Origin of the sequence: Streptomyces katrae (genome assembly GCF_000966975.1) — a bacterium.
Taxonomy (GTDB): Bacteria; Actinomycetota; Actinomycetes; order Streptomycetales; family Streptomycetaceae; genus Streptomyces; species Streptomyces katrae.
On sequence record NZ_JZWV01000219.1, the window covers coordinates 1 to 18,761 of the forward strand.

The following is an 18,761-nucleotide window of genomic DNA, read 5'->3' on the forward strand; positions in this document are numbered from 1 at the left end:
GAGTGGCCGTCAGCACCAGCAGCGCCGCCACCCCCGCACCGCCGGCCACCGCGAAACCGGCCGTCGTCCCGCCCAGTTCCACCGCCGGACCGGCCGCCGCCGTACCGATGGCCGCACCCACACCGAAGAAGGTCACCAGCCAGGAGAAGGCCTCGGTCACCGTGCCCGCCGGGGCGTGCCGGTCCACCACGATGAACGCACAGGCCAGCGAAGGCGCCAGGAACACACCCGCGACCGCGGCCAGCGCCGTCATCGCCACCGGCCCGACACTCAGCATCAGCGGCAGGTAACCCACCGCCAGCAGGCCCACCAGCAGCCGCAGCCGCCGCTCCGGAGCCCCGCCCACTGCCGGGCGCCGTAACACACGCCGCCCGCCAGCGCGCCGAGCCCCACCGCCGCCATCAGCCAGCCGTACACCGCCTGGCCGCCGTGGTCGTCGGAGTACGCCACCGCCGCCACCGCGATCGAGCCCAGCGCCATGCCCACGAAGAAGAAAGCACCCAGCAGCGCCAGCAGCCCGCGCGAGCGCAGCGCGCCCAGCCAATGGGCCTCGCGCGGCGCCGAGCGCCACGTACGGGAGGGCTCGGAGAGCACCACCATCAGCACGCCCACCAGACCGACACCGTTGAGCACCAGCAGCGCGGCGCCCGGGGACCACAGCGCGACGCACAGCGTCACCAGCAGCGGGCCCACCGTGTACATGATCTCCTGGGCCACGGCGTCCATCGCGTACGCGGCGTGCACCCGCTCCTCACGGCCACCGAGCACCGTCGGCCACAGGGCCCGCAGACCGCCCTCCAGAGGCGGGGTGAACAGACCGGAGACCAGCACCGCCGCATAGGCGGCCGCCATCGACCCCGTCCCCGCCGCGGCCAGCCACACCATGCCCAGCGCGGAGACCAACGCCGCCGGCAGCTGCACCCGCGGCTGCCCGTACAGGTCCACCGCCCGGCCCAGCAGCGGCTGCCCCACCGCGTTCGCCAGCCCGTACGCGGCCGCCAGCGCGCCCGCCAGGCTGTAGCTGCCGCCCTCGGAGCGGATGAAGAGGACGATCGCGATGGCGGCGGTGGCGTTCGGCAGCCGGCCCAGCAGCGTGCCCGCCAGGAGCCGCGCCGCGTACCGGGTCCTGAGCAGCTCCGCGTAACCCGCGGCCATGAGTGCCCCCTTCTGCCCGGACTGTCCGCCGGGGTAATACGTATAACTCGACCCGTCATACGTACCATGGCCGCAGACCCCGGGTCCACCCCGCGGACCAGCCCCACCCGCCCCACCTGGCACTTCAGGAGATTCCTGTGACGAGACCCACCAGCCGCGACGTCGCCACCGCCGCCGGAGTCTCCCAGGCCACCGTCTCCCTCGTCCTCGGCGACAAATGGCGCGGCCGCGTCTCCGAACGCACCGCCGCCCACGTCCGCGAAACCGCCACCACCCTCGGCTACCGCCCCAACCTCGCCGCCCGCAACCTCCGCCTCGGCAGCACCCGCACCGCCCTCCTCGTCGTCCCCGCCCTCACCAACGAGTTCTTCGCCCGCGTCTACACCGGCGCCGCCCGCGTCGCCGCCGCCCACGGCTTCGGCGTCGTCCTCTACCCCTCCCCCGACGGCACCGGCCCCGCCCGCGACCCCTTCGCCTCCGCCCGCGCCGCCATCGACGGCGTCATCGCCTCCTCCATGGCCGCCGCGGCCCTCGACGCCATCGGCGGCGACGACCTCCCCCTCGTCATGCTCGACAGCGACCCCACCGCCGGCCGCGCCGCCGCCCACGTCAACCTCGCCATGACCGACGGCGTCCGCCAAGCCGCCGAACACCTCCTCGGCCACGGCCACCGCCGCTTCCTCCACCTCGCCGCCGACGTCGACACCTGGACCTTCCACATCCGCGCCCACGCCCTCGCCACCCTCCTCGGCCCCACCACCGAGCTGCGCACCGTACGCGCCGCCCTCAGCGTCGACGCCGCCCGCACGGCCATGGAAACCGCCCTCGCGAACCCCACGGAACGCCCCACCGCCATCCTCTGCGACGACGACGTCCTCGCCGCCGGAGCCTGCAAGGCCGCCCGCCGCCTCGGCCTGCGCGTCCCCGAGGACCTCTCCGTCACCGGCATCGACGACCTCGGCCTCGCCACCGCCGTCGAACCCGAACTCACCACCGTCCGCCTCCCCGCCGAACAGGTCGGCGAACACGGCATGAACGCCCTCCTCGCCGTCCTCGAAGGCCGCCCCTGGACCGCCCCCGACATCCCCGTCCACCTCGTCGTCCGCGACTCCACCGGCCCCGCCCCGGCCTGACGCACGAAGGCCCCGGCCCGCCCCCGTACGGGGCGAACCGGGGCCTCGCGGCGTCCCCGGACTACTCGGCGTCGTCCTCCGGCGCCTCGTCGTTCGACACGGCATCCACCTGCGCCGCCGCCGGAACCTCCGCCTCCAGCAGCCGCGACAGCTGACGCCCCCGGATCCGCTTGAACTTCCGCTGCTGCGACCGCGTACGGTCCAGCACCGCGACCTCCAGCCGCTCCGCCGGGATCGTCTTGTCGGCCCCGTTGGCCTGGCTGGACAGCGCCTGCACCGCCAGCTTCAGCGCCTCGGACAGGGTCATCCCGTCCTGGTGCCGCTGGTCCAGGTAGCTGCTGATCTGCTCCGCGTTCCCGCCGACCGCGACCGAGCCGTGCTCGTCCACGATCGACCCGTCGTGCGGCAGCCGGTAGATCTGGTCCCCGGCGGCCGTCGCACCCACCTCGGCGACGACCAGCTCCACCTCGTACGGCTTCTCACCGGCCGAGGAGAAGATCGTGCCGAGGGTCTGCGCGTACACGTTCGCCAGACCGCGCGCCGTCACGTCGTCACGGTCGTAGGTGTACCCGCGCAGGTCGGCGTAGCGGACGCCGCCGATGCGCAGGTTCTCGTACTCGTTGTACTTGCCGGCGGCCGCGAAGCCGATCCGGTCGTAGATCTCGCTGAACTTGTGCAGCGCACGGGACGGGTTCTCACCGACGAACACGATGCCGTCGGCGTACTGCAGCACGACGAGGCTGCGACCGCGGGCGATGCCCTTCCGGGCGTATTCCGCCCGGTCGGCCATGGCCTGCTGGGGTGACACATAGAACGGAGTCGACACCGGCTTTCCGTCCCTTTCTTCTGGGCGACGAGAGGACTGGTCAGAGCAGGGCGGCGCGCGGTCCGTCGGGCTCCTGGAGCCGGCGGTCCGTCACCTTGCGGGCGAGCGCCTGCGACTCGTCCTCGTCCAGCCTGCGGAAACCCTCGTCGGTGATGACGGTGACGATGGGGTAGATGTGGCGGTACAGGTCCGGGCCGCCGGTCGCCGAGTCGTCGTCGGCGGCGTCGTACAGCGCCTGCACGACCAGGGTGGTGGCCTGCTCCTCCGTCAGATCGGGGCGGTAGAGCTTCTTCATGGAGCCCCGGGCGAAGATGGAACCGGAACCGGTGGCGGCGTAGCCGTGCTCCTCGGAGCGGCCGCCGGTCACGTCGTAGGAGAAGATCCGGCCCTTCTCCTTGGCCTCGTCGTACCCCGCGAACAGCGGCACGACCGCCAACCCCTGCATGGCCATGCCCAGATTGCTCCGGATCATGGTCGAGAGCCGGTTCGCCTTGCCCTCCAGGGAGAGCGTCGCCCCTTCGACCTTCTCGAAGTGCTCCAGCTCCAGCTGGAACAGCTTGACCATCTCCACGGCCAGGCCGGCCGTACCGGCGATGCCCACCGCGGAGTACTCGTCCGCCGGGAACACCTTCTCGATGTCCCGCTGCGCGATCATGTTCCCCATGGTCGCCCGCCGGTCACCGGCGAGGACGACCCCGCCGGGGAAGGTGGCGGCGACGATGGTCGTCCCGTGCGGGGCCTCGACGATCCCCTCGGGAAGCTTCCGGTTCCCCGGCAGCATCTCGGGCGCGTGCGCGCCCAGGAAGTCCATGAAGGACGACGACCCCGGCGTCAGGAAGGCTGCCGGTAGACGCCCTGTGCCACGATTGTTGGCTTCCACGCGTGTCCCTCCAGGTATGAGATGGCCCGACGCAGGGTGTCGGGATCGTCTCCCAACTTGCCGATGGCCGAGTTGCAGTTGAAGCACAGTACGCCTCGGACCCTACCCGTCTCGTGGCAATGATCCACATGGACGGCCGGAGCTTTCAGACAGATACAACAAAGACCGCCCTGAGCTGCAACCATTTCGTCCCGCTCAGCCTCGGTCATGCCATACGCACGCTTGAGATGAGCAGCGCGGCTCTCGATGGCACGGCACGCCTTGCAACGCGTCGACAACCCGTCCGACGCCGTCTTGTTCCGATCCCATTCCGAGTGCGGCTTGATCTCCCCGCACCGGCGGCAGTACTTGTGCCCCTCGGGTGCTTCAACCCGGGGACGAACGTTCTTCCCCTTGGCCTTCTGGCGTTGCTGATGATATTCGGCCGCGCACGGCCTGCAGTAGCACTGCAGGCCGTCACGCATTGCCTTGTTGGAAGCGAATGCCTCCAGCGGCTTGACTAGGCCACATCGCGGACACTGCTTCCCCGCCCCCAACATCCACCCTCTCCAAGCGATTTCACCTTCGATTCGAAGGTGAAATCACTCTCCACCCTTCTGAACGAAGGAGCGCACGAAGTCCTCGGCGTTCTCCTCGAGCACATCATCGATTTCGTCGAGCACCGAGTCGACGTCGTCGGAGAGCTTTTCCTGTCGTTCCTTGAGGTCGGACTGCGCTTCCGCGGCCTGCTCCTCGACCTCTTCGGTCGAGCGAGTGGCCTTCTGCTGTCCGCCGCCGGTGTCCTTGGTCGCCATGTCTACCTCACCCCGCTCGGTTCGCGCGCTCACACGGAGAGACCCCGGGATTCGGGACCTCTCAAGATCAGACCCTACGCCGGACCCTACAAGGAGGGTCCGGCATTCGTCCCCGTACTTTCACAACGTCCGGCTGTCTTCATGATTCCCAGACCGGGGGCCTTTCAGGCCCCGAAGGCACCGCTCACTGCCCCGAAAGCACCCGGACCAGGTCCTCCGCCGTGCGACAGCGGTCCAGGAGCTCCTTGACGTGCTTGCGGGTCCCCCGCAGGGGCTCCAGGGTCGGGACCCGCTGGAGGGAGTCGCGGCCCGGGAGGTCGAAGATCACCGAGTCCCAGGAGGCCGCCGCCACGTCGTCCGCGTACTGCTCCAGGCAGCGGCCGCGGAAGTACGCCCGGGTGTCCTCCGGGGGCTTGCTCTGGGCCCGCTCCACGGCCGGCTCCTCCAGGAGCCGCTTCATCTTCCCGCGGGCCACCAGGCGGTTGTACAGCCCCTTCTCGGGGCGCACGTCCGAGTACTGGAGGTCCACCAGGTGCAGCCGCGCCGCGTCCCAGCCGAGTCCGTCGCGCCTGCGGTAGCCCTCCAGGATCTCCCGCTTGGCGATCCAGTCCAGCTCGCCCGCCAGGCTCATCGGGTCGGTCTCCAGCCGGCCCAGCACGTCCTCCCAGCGGCTCAGGACGTCCTTGGTCTGCTCGTCGGCGTCGGTGCCGAACCGCTCGTCCACGTACTTCCGGGCCAGCTCGAAGTACTCCATCTGGAGTTGTACGGCGGTCAGCGTCCGTCCGCTGCGGAGCGTGATCAGGTGCTGGAGGTCGGGGTCGTGGGAGACCTGGTGCAGGGTGCGCACCGGCTGGTCCACGGCCAGGTCGACGTTGATGAACCCGTCCTCGATCATGGACAGGACCAGGGCGGTCGTGCCCAGCTTGAGGTAGGTGGAGATCTCGGAGAGGTTGGCGTCCCCGATGATCACGTGGAGCCGGCGGTACTTCTCCGCGTCCGAGTGGGGCTCGTCGCGGGTGTTGATGATGGGGCGCTTGAGGGTGGTCTCCAGTCCGACCTCGACCTCGAAGTAGTCCGCGCGCTGGCTGATCTGGAAGCCGTGCTCGCGGCCGTCCTGTCCGATGCCGACGCGGCCGGCTCCGGTGAAGACGAGGCGGGAGACGAAGAAGGGCGTCAGGTGGCGCACGATGTCCGAGAAGGGGGTCTCCCGCTTCATCAGGTAGTTCTCGTGCGTGCCGTAGGAGGCGCCCTTGTTGTCGGTGTTGTTCTTGTAGAGGTGGATCGGCTGGGCGCCGGGGAGCTGGGCGGCCCGTTCGGCGGCCTCGGCCATGATGCGTTCGCCGGCCTTGTCCCAGAGCACCGCGTCGAGGGGGTTGGTGATCTCGGGCGAGCTGTACTCGGGGTGCGCGTGGTCGACGTAGAGCCGTGCGCCGTTGGTGAGGATGACGTTGGCGAGGCCGATGTCCTCGTCGGTCAGCTGGCTGCTGTCGGCGGCCTCGCGGGCGAGGTCGAAGCCGCGGGCGTCCCGCAGCGGGTTCTCCTCCTCGAAGTCCCAGCGGGCGCGTCGCGCCCGGTGCATCGCCGCCGCGTAGGCGTTGACGATCTGGGACGAGGTGAGCATGGCATTGGCGTTCGGGTGCCCGGGGACGGAGATCCCGTACTCCGTCTCGATCCCCATTACTCGCCGTACGGTCATGCGGCCCTCCTTGCCCGGCGCCGCTCCCGTTCGGGGCGGCGCTCAAGTACCGCTGGTGCTCCGGTGCGTCATGTGCGGTGCCCGTCCCGCACTGCGCGACCGGCGGTACGGAAGAGCCTAGAACCACTCCGCGCTGGTGGGGAGATCATTTCAGTCATTGACTTCGCCTTGTCACGGCCGGAAAAGGCGGGCGGTAAAGCAGGCGGCCGCGGGTGCCGTGTGAGGCACCCGCAGCCGCCTCGCGCCGTCAGAGGTACTGACCGGTATTCGCCACCGTGTCGATGGATCGTCCGGTGTCCGCGCCCTGCTTTCCGGTGACGAGGGTGCGGATGAATACGATCCGCTCGCCCTTCTTTCCGGAGATGCGGGCCCAGTCGTCGGGGTTGGTGGTGTTGGGCAGGTCCTCGTTCTCCTTGAACTCGTCCACGCAGGCCTGGAGGAGGTGGGAGACCCGCAGGCCCTTCTGGTTGTGTTCGAGGAAGGCCTTGATGGCCATCTTCTTGGCCCGGTCGACGATGTTCTGGATCATCGCTCCGGAGTTGAAGTCCTTGAAGTAGAGGACTTCCTTGTCGCCGTTGGCGTACGTGACCTCGAGGAAGCGGTTTTCCTCGCTTTCCGCGTACATCTGTTCGACGACGGTCTGGATCATGCTGTGGACGGCCACCTCGGGCGAGCCCGAGTGCTCGCTGAGGTCGTCCGTGTGCAGCGGCAGCGAGGCCTTGAGGTACTTCGCGAAGATGTCCTTCGCGGCCTCGGCGTCCGGGCGCTCGATCTTGATCTTCACGTCGAGGCGGCCGGGCCGCAGGATCGCCGGGTCGATCATGTCCTCGCGGTTGGAGGCGCCGATGACGATGACGTTCTCCAGGCCCTCCACACCGTCGATCTCGGCGAGCAGCTGCGGGACGATGGTGTTCTCCACGTCCGAGCTGACGCCGGATCCGCGGGTGCGGAAGAGGGACTCCATCTCGTCGAAGAAGACGATGACGGGGGTGCCCTCGCTCGCCTTCTCGCGGGCACGCTGGAAGACGAGGCGGATGTGCCGCTCGGTCTCGCCGACGTACTTGTTGAGGAGTTCGGGGCCCTTGATGTTCAGGAAGTAGGACTTCCCCGCCGCCTGTCCGGTCACCTCCGCGACCTTCTTGGCAAGGGAGTTGGCGACGGCCTTGGCGATGAGCGTCTTGCCGCAGCCGGGCGGGCCGTAGAGCAGGATGCCCTTCGGGGGCCGCAGTTCGTGCTCCTTGAAGAGGTCCGGGTAGAGGTAGGGGAGCTCGACCGCGTCGCGGATCAGCTCGATCTGGTCGCCCAGGCCGCCGATCTTGTCGTAGTCGATGTCCGGGACCTCTTCGAGGACGAGGTCCTCGACCTCGCTCTTGGGGACCACCTCGTACACGTAGCCGGAGCGGGGTTCGAGCAGGAGGGCGTCGCCGGGGCGGATGGTGATGTCCAGGAGCGGCTCGGCGAGCCTCACCACCCTCTCCTCGTCGGTGTGCCCGACCACCAGGGCGCGCTCGCCGTCCTCGAGGATCTCCTTGAGGGTGACGATGTCCCCGGCGCGCTCGAACTCCATGGCCTCGACCACGTTGAGCGCTTCGTTGAGCATGACCTCCTGGCCGCGCCGGAGGTCTTCGGGGTCCACGCTGGGGCTGACGTTCACGCGGAGCTTGCGGCCGCCGGTGAAGATGTCGACGGTGCCGTCCTCGTTCGCCTGAAGGAAGACACCGAAGCCGGCCGGCGGCTGTGCGAGCCGGTCGACTTCCTCCTTGAGGGCCACGATCTGGTCGCGGGCCTCACGGAGCGTATTCGCCAGTCGTTCGTTCTGCGCGGATACGCCTGCCAGATTCGTCTGGAGCTCGACGATCCGCTCTTCGAGAATCCTCGTGTGACGCGGAGAGTCGGCGAGCTTGCGGCGCAGGACGGCGATTTCCTGCTCGAGATAGGCAACCTGGCCAGCGGGGTCCTCAGACCCTCGCCCGGGCCGGATGCCGCGGTTGATGTCGTCGTCGTGGGCTGCCACGGTCCTCACCTCCTCCAAGGGGAGCTGGACGCTTCCTGACCCTACCTGGGCTGGTGGTGATTGAAACCCCTAGATCACAAAGACGGTAGGGGTGTGTCCGATCTTCACCCTTGCGTACTCCCTCACGCCAGGGAAATACCCACCCTTCAACATCGGAAAGCAGCCGGTTGTAAGGTCGAACCGTTCAACACCCGTCCGGGCCCGCGCGACTTGCCGAGAGCCGCTTCCGGAACGGATCAATCAGAGCAGGGAACGGCAGGAGATATGACCGTGCAGCAGGAGGCCCCGGCGGGCGGTTCCGGCGGTGCCGGAGAGTCCCTCGAGGTCTGGATCGACCAGGACCTCTGCACCGGGGACGGGATCTGCGTGCAGTACGCCCCGGAGGTGTTCGAGCTGGACATCGACGGTCTGGCGTATGTGAAGAGCCCCGAGGACGAGCTCCTCGTGGAGGCCGGAGCGACGACTCCGGTTCCGCTGCCGCTGCTCCAGGACGTGGTGGATTCGGCGCGGGAATGCCCGGGTGACTGCATTCACGTGAGGCGCGTTTCGGACGGGGTCGAGGTGTACGGCCCGGACGCCGAGTGACGGTTCAAACACGTCCGGCGGTCGAATCCGTAAGCTCCTGGCGGAATGTGCCGCCGGTCCAGCGCCACTTGGCGAGCTGCTTGACGTCGGGGCTGTAGCGGGGCACGGAGGGTGAGGAGTAGCCGAGCAGGCTCGCGGTGACGGTCCGGTCGCGGACGGTCAGCTCGGTCGCGGTGCGGCGTCTGGCGGGGTCGAGGAGGGTGGCGACGACGCGGGGCCGGGCCCCGGGGGCGGCTTCCTGGGCCAGTACGTAGATGGCGTGGGGCGGGGTGCCGGAGCCGGCGTCGCAGCGTACGGCGGCCACGGTCTCGGGGCGGGCGTCGCCGTCGAGGTCGCCCTGAGCGGTGGCGGTGACGGTCTGGGCGGCGCCCTTGCAGTCGAGGGGGTAGGTGACCGCGTGTGCGTCGGGGGCGGTGGCCCGGGGGGCGCCGGCGGCCTCGGTGGCGGGGGTGGCTCCGGTGGCCCGGTCGGGCTGGAGGAGGCCCGCGCCGGCTATGACGGCGGCCATGGCGGTGGCCGTGGCGACCCAGTGGACGGGCTTGGCCCTGTGGTGCGGGGGGTGTTCGGGCGACAGGTCTTCCAACGACGGGGCGGGGTCGGTGGGGCTGTGCGTCACTCGGGGTGTCTCCTGTACGAAGGGTGACGGTGAGCCAGCATCGTGCCATACCTCACACCGGGGTGGAACGGCCGGGTCCGCCTCTTTCGCGTGCGGGCAACGAAAAGGCGCTGTGGCGCAGTTCCGGGAGGGTTTCCGGGAACTGCGCCACAGCGCTTTCGTGTTGGGTGCGCGCCCCGGGGCGGGGCGGCGGCGTGGGGTGGCGCCGGCTACGCGGAGCGGTCGCTGCCGGGGCCTTCGTAGTCCTCGCCGTAGGCGCCCTTGGCGGGGCGGCGGCGGCGCATGGGGGGTTCGACGCCGTCCGCGAGGCGGCGGGCGGTGACGAGGAAGCCGGTGTGGCCGATCATCCGGTGGTCGGGGCGGACGGCGAGGCCTTCCACGTGCCAGTTGCGGATCATCGATTCCCAGGGCTGCGGTTCGGCGAAGCAGCCGATCTCGCGGATGGACTCGACGGTCTTGGAGAGCTGGGTGGTGGTGGCGACGTAGCAGCAGAGGATGCCGCCGGGCACGAGGGCCTTCTTGACCGCTTCCAGGCACTCCCAGGGGGCGAGCATGTCGAGGATGACGCGGTCGACGTCGGTCTCGTCGAGGTTGTCCTGGAGGTCGCCGACGGTCAGCTTCCACGCGGGGTGGGGGCCGCCGAAGTAGCGTTCGACGTTGGCGGTGGCGATCTCGGCGAAGTCCGCGCGGCGCTCGTAGCTGTGGAGCATGCCCTGGTCGCCGATGGCGCGCAGCAGGAAGCTGCTCAGGGAGCCGGAGCCCACTCCCGCTTCCACGACGCGGGCGCCGGGGAAGATGTCAGCGAAGGCCAGGATCTGGCCCGCGTCCTTGGGGTAGACCACGGCGGCGCCGCGGGGCATGGACAGGACATAGTCGGGGAGCAGGGGGCGCAGCGCGAGGTAGGCGACGTTGCCGGTGGTGCGGACAACGCTGCCCTCGGGAGCGCCGATCAGCTCGTCGTGCGGGAAGGAACCCTTGTGGGTGTGGAAGTTCTTCCCGGCTTCGAGCGTGAACGTGTAGTGGCGGCCCTTGGGGTCGGTCAGCTGTACCTGGTCCCCGACCTCGAAGGGCCCGCGTCGGCGGGCGGCACCGGTCGGTTCGGACATGTGACCAGTGTATTGGCTTCAGGACTGGGGCCGCGCCATGGCCTTCACGAAGGCCTTCTCGACGTCGAGGGTGGACAGGACGCCGTAGATCTCGCCGCCGGTCTCGAGGACGAGGTATTCGGTGGCGGGGGTGGTGCGGAGGTGGTCGAGGAGTTCTTCGCCGGTGAGTTCCGCCGAAACCTTCATTCCGTCGGTGAGGTCCTGGGCGAGGGTGCTGACGGCGACCCAGGGGCGGCGGTGTTCGGGGACGGAGGCGATGGCGGTTTCGCGGACGATGGCGGTGGGGTCGCCCTGTCCGTCGACGACGACGAGGGCGCGGGCTCCGGCTTCGTTGGCGCGGCGGAGGGCCTCGGAGAGGGGGGTGGCGGCCTGGACGGGGATGGCGCGGCGGGTGAGGGTGCGGGCGCGCAGTTCGGGGAGGTGTTCGCGCAGGCGGGCCATGCGCAGGCTGTTGCCGGCGCCGGTCCAGATGATGGCGGCGAGGATGGCGGCGAGGAGGGCGTCCATGACGGTGTCCATGCCGCCGATGTCCTGGGTGGGGTTGCCGAGGACGCCGGTCTGGGTGATGAGGGGCAGGCCGATGAGGACGGTGATGGCGAGGGCGCGGCCGACCCAGGCGGCGGCGACGGTGCCGGTCATGGGTTTGCCGGTGATGCCCCAGATGAGGGCGCGGAGCATGCGGCCGCCGTCGAGGGGGAGGCCGGGGAGGAGGTTGAAGGCGGCGACGAGGAGGTTGGAGACCATGAGGCCGCCGAGGAGGACGCCGGGGACGGTGGCGGGGTCGACGGCGTTCATGCCGAGGTAGAAGATCCCGGCGAGGGCGAGGGAGAGGAGGGGGCCGACGAAGGCGAGGACGAATTCGCGGCCGGGGGTTTCGGATTCCTTCTCGATCTCGGAGACGCCGCCGAAGAACTGGAGCTGGATGCGGCGCACGGGGAGTCCGAAGCGGAGTGCGGCGATGGTGTGGGCGAGTTCGTGGACGAGGACGGAGGCGTAGAAGGCGACGGCGAAGAAGAGGGAGACGAGGTAGCGGGCGGGGCCGAGGTCGGGGAGGATCCGGTCGAGCTGGTCGCCGAAGACCCAGGTGATGAGGGCGGCGACGAGGAACCAGCTGGGCGAGACGTAGACGGGTACGCCGAAGGGGCGGCCCATGAGGATGCCGCCGCCCGGTTCGGAGCGCTTGGCGGGGCGCTCGCCGGTTTCGTCGGTGTCTGCCACGGCGTTCCTTCGTTCGGTGCGTTTTGCTTCCAGTGTGGTCCACGCCGGGGGTGGGGCGGCGTGGGGCCGGGTCGCGCGGGGTGGGGTGCTGTTGCGCGGTGTGATGCTCCGATCATGCAGGGCGATGGGCCCGGAGTCGATGGTATGCGCGTGCTGTCGGTGCCGGGTCGTAGGGTTTTACGCATGACGACGATCCCCGGCGCCGCTTCCGACGGTGCTTTCCCGGGTGCTGCCCGGCCCGCTTCGCTGTCGCCTTCGCGGGCGGGTGACTTCATGCAGCTTCATGCAGTGTCCGTTGCTGTACCGGTTCCGGGTGATCGACCGGCTGCCGGAGAAGCCGAGTGCGGCGGCGACGCGGGGGACGTTGGTGCACGCGGTGCTGGAGCGGTTGTTCGATCATCCGGCGGTGGAGCGGACGGTGCCGCGGGCGAAGGAGCTGCTGCCGGGGCAGTGGGAGCGGCTGCTGGAGGCGAAGCCGGAGCTGGCGGGGCTGTTCCCGGAGGGGGACGGGGGCGCCGGGCTGGCCGGGTGGCTGGCTGAGGCGGAGGCGCTGGTGGAGCGCTGGTTCACGCTGGAGGACCCGACGCGGCTGGAGCCGGTGGAGCGGGAGTTCTTCGTGGAGACGGAGCTGGAGTCGGGGCTGCGGCTGCGCGGGATCATCGACCGGGTGGACGTGGCGCCGACGGGTGAGGTGCGGATCGTCGACTACAAGACGGGCAAGGCGCCGAGGCCGGAGTATGCCGAGGGTGCGCTGTTCCAGATGAAGTTCTACGCGCTGGTGGTGTGGCGGCTGAAGGGTGTGGTGCCGCGGCGGCTGCAGCTGGTGTATCTGGGCAGTGGTGACGTGTTGACGTACGACCCGGTGGTGGCGGATCTGGAGCGGGTGGAGCGGAAGCTGCACGCGTTGTGGGAGGCGATCTCGGAGGCGACGGAGACGGGTGACTGGCGGCCGCGGCCGACGAAGCTGTGCGGCTGGTGTGATCATCAGTCGGTGTGTCCGGAGTTCGGCGGTACTCCCCCGGTGTATCCGCTGCCGGTGGTGCCCCGGCCGTCCCTTCCGGGTCCGGCCTGAGGCCGGGCGCCCGGCGGGTTCATGGTCGCGGGGCCAGGGCAGAATGGGCGGCGCCGAAGCCGTCCGACGAATACGAGGTACCTCCTGTGGCGATCCGCGTCCTGCTGGTCGACGACCAGCCGCTGCTGCGCACCGGCTTCCGGATGATCCTGGAGGCGGAGCAGGACCTGGTGGTGGTGGGTGAGGCCGGGGACGGTCTGCAGGCGCTGGAGCAGGTGCGGGCGCTGCAGCCGGACGTGGTGCTGATGGACATCCGGATGCCGCGGATGGACGGGGTGGAGGCGACGCGGCAGATCACGGGTCCGGAGCGGAACGGGCCGGCGAAGGTGCTGGTGCTGACCACGTTCGATCTGGACGAGTACGTGGTGGAGGCGCTGCGGGCGGGGGCGAGCGGGTTCCTGCTGAAGGACGCTCCGGCCAATGAGCTGGTGCAGGCGATCCGGGTGGTGGCTGCGGGCGAGGCGATGCTGGCGCCGAGCATCACGCGCCGGCTGCTGGACAAGTACGCCGGTCATCTGCCGTCGGGTGAGGAGAGCGTCCCGGACGTGCTGGGGACGCTGACCGAGCGCGAGGTGGAGGTGCTGAAGCTGGTGGCGCGGGGGCTGTCGAACGCGGAGATCGCGGCGGACCTGTTCGTGAGCGAGACGACGGTGAAGACGCACGTGGGTCATGTGCTGACGAAGCTGGGGCTGCGCGACCGGGTGCAGGCGGCGGTGTACGCGTACGAGAGCGGTCTGGTGCGGCCGGGCGCGCAGTAGCGGCCGGTTGTGGACACGGGTCCGCCCCGGCACCCTTCGCGGGTGCCGGGGCGGAGCCGTGTCAGGGCGGGTCAGCCCTTGCTGATCTCCCAGAAGCGGAAGACGGTGGAGGCGTCCAGGGACCACTGGAGACCGGTGACGTTCTGGCGGGCGACGGCGTACTGCTTGCTCTGCCAGAGCGGGAGGATGGGGAGTTCGTCGGCGACGATGTCCTGGAGGCGGGTGTAGTCCGGGTTGGCCGCGGTGCGGTCGGACTTGGTGGAGGTCGAGGGGATGATGGACCCGCTGATCTCCTTGTTGTCGTAGTTGTTCATCAGGACGTTGTCCGGCCCGAAGAACGGCTGGGTGAAGTTGTCGGCGTCGGGGTAGTCGGGGACCCAGCCCTTGACGTAGACGCCGTACTTGCCGGCCTTGATGTCCTTCTCGTACTGCTCGAACTCGACCGACTTCACGTCCACGTCGAACAGGCCGCTCTCGTTGAGCTGCTTGGCGATGACCTGGAACTGCTGGTCGGTGGAGGGGCCGTAGCGGGAAGGCGTCGAGTACAGCGTGAGCTTGATCTTGCCGCTGATGTTGGCGGCCTTGAGGACGGCCTTGGCCTTCTCCAGCTGGGGGCTGCCGCCGTAGCGGTCGAAGTAGGGGGTGGTGTGTCCGGCGATGCCGGCCGGGACGATCGAGTACAGCGGGACGGCGGTGCCGGAGTACACGTCCTTGACGAGCGCTTCGCGGTCGACGAGGTAGGCGATGGCCTTGCGGACGGGGAGCTTGCCGACGACCGGGTCGTTGACGTTGAAGACCATGTGCTGGACTTCGGCGCCGGTGCCCTGGACGACGTCGACCTTGTTGTCGCCGGTCTTGGTGGCGGCGAGGCCGGCGATGTCCTTGGCGGCGAGGCCGCGGAAGGCGAAGTCGACGTCGCCGCTTTCGAGGACGGTCTTGAGGCCGGCCTGGTCGCCGTTGAAGAACTTCAGCGTGACGCCGGTGTTCTTGGCCTTGGCCTTGCCGCTGTAGGAGTCGTTGACCGAGAAGTTGGCGCTCTTCTCGCTGAAGGAGTCCAGCTTGTAGACGCCGGAGCCGATCGCCTTGTTGTCGGTGCGGAGCTTGTCGGCCGGGTACTCGGCGTGGTCGACGATGGCGCCCGCGCCCGAGGCGATCTTGCTCGGGAAGGTCGCGTCGGGGGTCTTCAGCTTGAAGACGACGGTCTTCTCGTCGGGGGCGTCGATGCTCCCGATGGCGGAGAGCAGGACGGCCGGGCCGCTCGGGTCGTTGATCTTCAGCGTGCGTTCGAAGGAGAACTTGACGTCCTTCGAGGTGAGGCTGTGGCCGTTGCTGAACTTCAGGCCGGCGCGCAGGGTGCACTTGTACACCTTGCTGTCGCCGCCCTCGAAGTTGCAGGCCTGTGCGGCGTCGGGCTCGGGGGTGTTGCCGCCCTTGGGGAAGGTCAGCAGCGACTGGAAGACGTTGTTGAAGAGCAGCCAGGAGCCCGGGTCGTAGCCGGACGCCGGGTCGGTGGACTTCACCTTGTCGGATATGCCCATGACGACGCCCTTGCCGTCGCCGGCGGCCGAGCCGTCCTGCGAGCCGCAGCCGCTGAGCAGCGCGGCGGCCGTGGCCGCCCCGAGCGGGGCCACCAGCCACTGGTTACGTCTCTTCACGCGATGTCCTTAACAGTTCTTGTCTGATCTTTGCGCCGGCCTGCGACGTCCGCCGCCGGTTGCTGCCGGTCTCAGCTGCTGACGCCGCGGCCGAGTTCCCACAGCTGGAGGTCGGAGATGGCGTTGACCGACCATTCCACTCCGGTGATCCCGTCGCGTGCGGCGACGTACTGCTTGCCCTGCCACAGGGGCAGGACGGGCACGTCCTCGGCGACGATGTCCTGCATCTCCGTGATCGCGGGGACGGCGACGTTGCGGTCGGCGGCCTTGCGGGACTCGGGGATGAGCTTGGTGCGCACCGTGTTGTTGGCGTACGGCGTGCCCAGGAAGTTGTCCTGCTCCAGGAACGGGGCGAGGAAGTTGTCGGCGTCCGGGTAGTCGGGGAACCAGCCGAGCCCGTAGGCGGCGTAGTCGCCCTTCTTCTGGGCGGGGCGGAAGTCGCCCCACTCGTTGCCCTGGACGGTGATGTCGAAGAGCTGGGTGGAGTTCAGCTGGGCCTTGAGGGCCTGGAACTCGGCCGCGGTGCCGTCGCCGTAGTGGTCGGTGGTGTAGTTCAGCGTCAGCTTGACGGGGGTCTTGATCCCAGCGGCCTTCAGCAGGTCGGCGGCCTTGGCGGTGTTGGCCTCGCCGTACTTGTTGAAGAAGGAGTTCACGTGGCCGCCCACCGTGGTGGGGACCAGCGAGTACAGGGGCTGCGCGGACTTGCCGTAGACCTTGGAGATGACGTTGTTGCGGTCGACGGCGGCGGCGAGGGCCTGGCGCACGGCCTTGTCCTTGACGGCCGGGGCGTCGGTGTTGAAGCCGATGTAGCGGATCTCCAGGCCCGGCATGGGGACGAGCTTGACGCCCTTGGGGGGCTTGGCGGACAGCTCGGCGATCTGGGCCGGGGAGAGGGTGCGGGAGACCATGCTGATCGAGCCGTCGGAGAGCGCCTTGGTGGCGGCGGCCGAGTCGGGGAAGGTGCGCAGTTCGACCTTGTCGTTCTGCAGCTTGAGGTCGCCCTTGTAGTTCGGGTTCTTGGTGAAGACGGCCCGGACGAGGTGGTTGTCCTTGACTTCGGCCTTCATCGTGTACGGGCCGGAGCCGTCGACGGCGAAGCCGTTGCGGAGCTTCTTCGCGTCGTAGTTCTTCTCGCTGACGATGCCGGCGGCGGGGGTGGCGAGCTTGTAGGGGAAGGTCGCGTCCGGGGTCTTCAGGTGGAAGACGACGGTGTCGGTGCCCTTGACCTCGACGGTGTCGAGGGTGGAGAGGAGGGAGGAGGGGCCGTTCTCGTCCTTTATGGCGCGGACCCGGTCGAGGGAGAACTTGACGTCCTTGGCGGTGAGCGGGTCACCGCTGGCGAACTTGAGGCCCGGCCGCAGGGTGCAGCGGTAGCTCTCGTTGTCGTTGTCGGTGAAGCGGCAGTCGGAGGCCGCTTCGGGGACGGGCTGGCCGCCGCCGCGCGGGGTGTGCATCAGCGTCTGGACCGTCTGGCGCAGGATGTTCCAGGTGGTGGCGTCGTAGGCGTAGGCGGGGTCGAACGGGGCGGGGGCGTAATCGGCGGCTTCGAACCGGTCGGTGGTGCCGACGACGATCGCTCCGGACCCTGCTCCGTTTCCGCTCGCGCTGCCGCATGCGGACAGCGCGGGGGTGAGCAGGCCGATCGCGGCCGTCAGCACCATGGTCTTGCGGTTCATGCTGGAAGTACTCCCTCACCCGGCACTTGTTAAGCGGCGTAGAGGGCACTTCGCTGCGGTCGCCCGTTCAGGGCGGAACGATCGGGCCGGTGTTTGACGATCGGTCCACGCGCGTGCCGGTGCAAGGGTGTGCGGCCGGTACGGCAGAGGTGCGTGCGGAGTGCCCGCGACGACATTAGTGGCCCGGGAAGGGGTGGCTGGAACCAGCAGGAGTGGGGGCGTAATCGCACTGTGATGGGCGCGGACTGACCGCTTATGCCGGAGACTTCGCAGATGGTGTCAGGAGATGATCAATCCGGACACATAGGAAGCCCCTGGAGGCTCGGGGCAGGTCCGGCGAAGGCTTCGCGGGTGACCAAAGTCACCCGCTCCGCCCACATCGCCGGGATGGAATTTCGGCCTCCGGACCCGTGCGCGGAAGATCCTTCCGTCGCGGCGGGCTCCCGCCCCCGTTCCGTCCGGTACTGACGGTGTGCGCTCAGTTCATCGGAGTGATGAGGGAGCGCAGGAAGGGCAGGTCCACGTCCTCCAGCGAGCGGACGACGGTCCGGCCGGGGGCGGGCTCGATCAGGCCCACGGAGGGCACGGCCACGACCCGGCAGCCGGCCGCCTCGGCGGCGGCCACCCCGGTCGCGGTGTCCTCGATGACGGCGCACCGCGAGGGGTGCGCCCCGAGGCTGCTCGCGGCGAACAGGTAGGGGTCGGGGTGGGGTCGGGGTGGGGCTTCGTACGGGGGACCTCGTCGCCGGCGACGGTCAGGTGGAAGCGGTCGCGGCCGAGGGTGAGGAGGACCTGGTCGATGACGCGGCGGTGGGAGGCGGAGACCAGTGCGGTGGGCACGTTGTGCCGGGCCAGCTCGCTCAGCAGCCGCTCGGCGCCGGGCATCAGGGGGACCTGTTCGGCGATCCGGGCCTCGAAGCGCTCGTTGAGCAGGACGCTCAGCTCGGCGAGGCCGATGTCGGCGCCGGTCGCCTCGATCAGGAAGGAGGCGCTGCGGCTCATGGGGCCGCCGACGACCACGTTCCGCCAGGCGTCGTCGAGGCGGTGGCCCAGCTCGTGGAAGATCTGCGCCTCGATCTCCCACCAGAACCCCTCGGTGTCGACGAGGGTGCCGTCCATGTCGAGCAGCACCGCCTGCAGGGCGTGCCCGTCGGCCGTGTGGACGACGGGAGCGGGAACGGTGCTGGTCATGCGGACGCCTCTCTCCGGGGACGACAAGGCCGGTCACCTCGGAACCGCGCGGGGCATCCCCCTCGGGAACAGGTGACCGGCCTGTATGGGACCGACCAGTGTACGCCGGTCTGTGTCAGCGTGCGTTGAAATACTTCGCTTCGGGGTGGTGGATGACCAGAGCATCGGTGGACTGCTCGGGGTGGAGCTGGAACTCCTCCGAGAGGTGGACGCCGATCCGCTCCGGCTCCAGGAGGGCGGCGATCTTCGCGCGGTCCTCCAGGTCGGGGCAGGCGCCGTAGCCGAGGGAGAAACGGGCCCCCCGGTACTTGAGGTCGAACATGTCCTCGATGGCGGCCGGGTCCTCGCCGCCGAAGCCGAGCTCGGCGCGGACGCGGGCGTGCCAG

Annotated in this window: 15 protein-coding genes and 3 pseudogenes; 4 read left to right on the top strand and 14 right to left on the bottom strand. The window is 69.4% G+C overall.

From position 1 onward, the window contains the following. A pseudogene (locus tag VR44_RS10085) lies at positions 1-1,155 on the bottom strand (MFS transporter); the annotation flags it as partial. A gap of 137 nt (positions 1,156-1,292) precedes the next feature. On the opposite strand from VR44_RS10085, the gene VR44_RS10090 reads away from it, so the two are divergent. Then, positions 1,293-2,288, top strand: a complete 996-nt coding sequence (locus tag VR44_RS10090) for a LacI family DNA-binding transcriptional regulator (RefSeq protein ID WP_094191534.1) — start codon at positions 1,293-1,295, stop codon at positions 2,286-2,288. Positions 2,289-2,349: 61 nt separating this feature from the next. Here the strand turns inward: VR44_RS10090 and prcA are convergent, their stop codons facing one another. The 6 genes from prcA to arc form a co-directional block, all read right to left on the bottom strand. Beyond that, entirely contained in the window at positions 2,350-3,114 is a 765-nt protein-coding gene (gene prcA / locus VR44_RS10095; RefSeq protein WP_045947080.1) for a proteasome subunit alpha, read from the bottom strand. A 40-nt stretch (positions 3,115-3,154) separates the two neighbouring features. Beyond that, complete coding sequence (gene prcB / locus VR44_RS10100; RefSeq protein ID WP_045947081.1) at positions 3,155-3,994, bottom strand: proteasome subunit beta; 840 nt, start codon at positions 3,992-3,994, stop codon at positions 3,155-3,157. Continuing rightward, complete coding sequence (locus tag VR44_RS42415; RefSeq protein WP_094191535.1) at positions 3,946-4,533, bottom strand: endonuclease VII domain-containing protein; 588 nt, start codon at positions 4,531-4,533, stop codon at positions 3,946-3,948. Before VR44_RS42415 ends, prcB begins: the two co-directional genes overlap by 49 nt. 42 nt (positions 4,534-4,575) lie before the next feature. Then, positions 4,576-4,788 carry a ubiquitin-like protein Pup gene (locus VR44_RS10110; RefSeq protein WP_045947082.1) on the bottom strand — a complete coding sequence of 71 codons (213 nt, stop codon included), beginning with the start codon at positions 4,786-4,788 and terminating at the stop codon, positions 4,576-4,578. Positions 4,789-4,972: 184 nt separating this feature from the next. Continuing rightward, positions 4,973-6,484: a depupylase/deamidase Dop gene (gene dop, locus VR44_RS10115; RefSeq protein WP_045947083.1), complete on the bottom strand. Its 1,512-nt coding sequence runs from the start codon at positions 6,482-6,484 to the stop codon at positions 4,973-4,975. Positions 6,485-6,731: 247 nt separating this feature from the next. Then, a complete protein-coding gene (arc, locus tag VR44_RS10120; protein ID WP_045947094.1) occupies positions 6,732-8,498 on the bottom strand; it encodes a proteasome ATPase in 1,767 nt (588 codons plus the stop codon). A 264-nt stretch (positions 8,499-8,762) separates the two neighbouring features. On the opposite strand from arc, the gene VR44_RS10125 reads away from it, so the two are divergent. Beyond that, positions 8,763-9,083 (top strand): ferredoxin, encoded by a 321-nt coding sequence (locus VR44_RS10125; protein WP_045947084.1) that lies wholly within the window; start codon positions 8,763-8,765, stop codon positions 9,081-9,083. A 4-nt stretch (positions 9,084-9,087) separates the two neighbouring features. Here the strand turns inward: VR44_RS10125 and VR44_RS10130 are convergent, their stop codons facing one another. The 3 genes from VR44_RS10130 to VR44_RS10140 form a co-directional block, all read right to left on the bottom strand. Continuing rightward, positions 9,088-9,699, bottom strand: a complete 612-nt coding sequence (locus tag VR44_RS10130) for a hypothetical protein (RefSeq protein ID WP_045947085.1) — start codon at positions 9,697-9,699, stop codon at positions 9,088-9,090. Between the two features lie 209 nt (positions 9,700-9,908). Continuing rightward, complete coding sequence (locus tag VR44_RS10135) at positions 9,909-10,805, bottom strand: tRNA (adenine-N1)-methyltransferase (protein ID WP_042814566.1); 897 nt, start codon at positions 10,803-10,805, stop codon at positions 9,909-9,911. An 18-nt stretch (positions 10,806-10,823) separates the two neighbouring features. Then, positions 10,824-11,957, bottom strand: coding sequence for a site-2 protease family protein (locus VR44_RS10140; RefSeq protein ID WP_094191537.1), 1,134 nt, complete (start codon positions 11,955-11,957; stop codon positions 10,824-10,826). A gap of 249 nt (positions 11,958-12,206) precedes the next feature. Here VR44_RS10140 and VR44_RS10145 point away from each other — a divergent pair. Beyond that, a pseudogene (locus tag VR44_RS10145) lies at positions 12,207-13,095 on the top strand (RecB family exonuclease). An 86-nt stretch (positions 13,096-13,181) separates the two neighbouring features. Further along, positions 13,182-13,853 carry a response regulator gene (locus VR44_RS10150; protein WP_045947088.1) on the top strand — a complete coding sequence of 224 codons (672 nt, stop codon included), beginning with the start codon at positions 13,182-13,184 and terminating at the stop codon, positions 13,851-13,853. A gap of 71 nt (positions 13,854-13,924) precedes the next feature. Here the strand turns inward: VR44_RS10150 and VR44_RS10155 are convergent, their stop codons facing one another. From VR44_RS10155 to VR44_RS10170, 4 genes and pseudogenes are all read right to left on the bottom strand, one after another. Then, positions 13,925-15,508 (bottom strand): ABC transporter substrate-binding protein, encoded by a 1,584-nt coding sequence (locus tag VR44_RS10155; protein WP_045947089.1) that lies wholly within the window; start codon positions 15,506-15,508, stop codon positions 13,925-13,927. Positions 15,509-15,579: 71 nt separating this feature from the next. Then, positions 15,580-17,184, bottom strand: a complete 1,605-nt coding sequence (locus VR44_RS10160) for an ABC transporter substrate-binding protein (protein WP_045947090.1) — start codon at positions 17,182-17,184, stop codon at positions 15,580-15,582. 478 nt (positions 17,185-17,662) lie between these two features. Then, positions 17,663-18,375: pseudogene (locus VR44_RS10165) on the bottom strand (HAD family hydrolase). Between the two features lie 115 nt (positions 18,376-18,490). Next, the coding region (locus VR44_RS10170; protein WP_045947091.1) for a vitamin B12 dependent-methionine synthase activation domain-containing protein at positions 18,491-18,761 on the bottom strand (271 nt) is incomplete at its 5' end.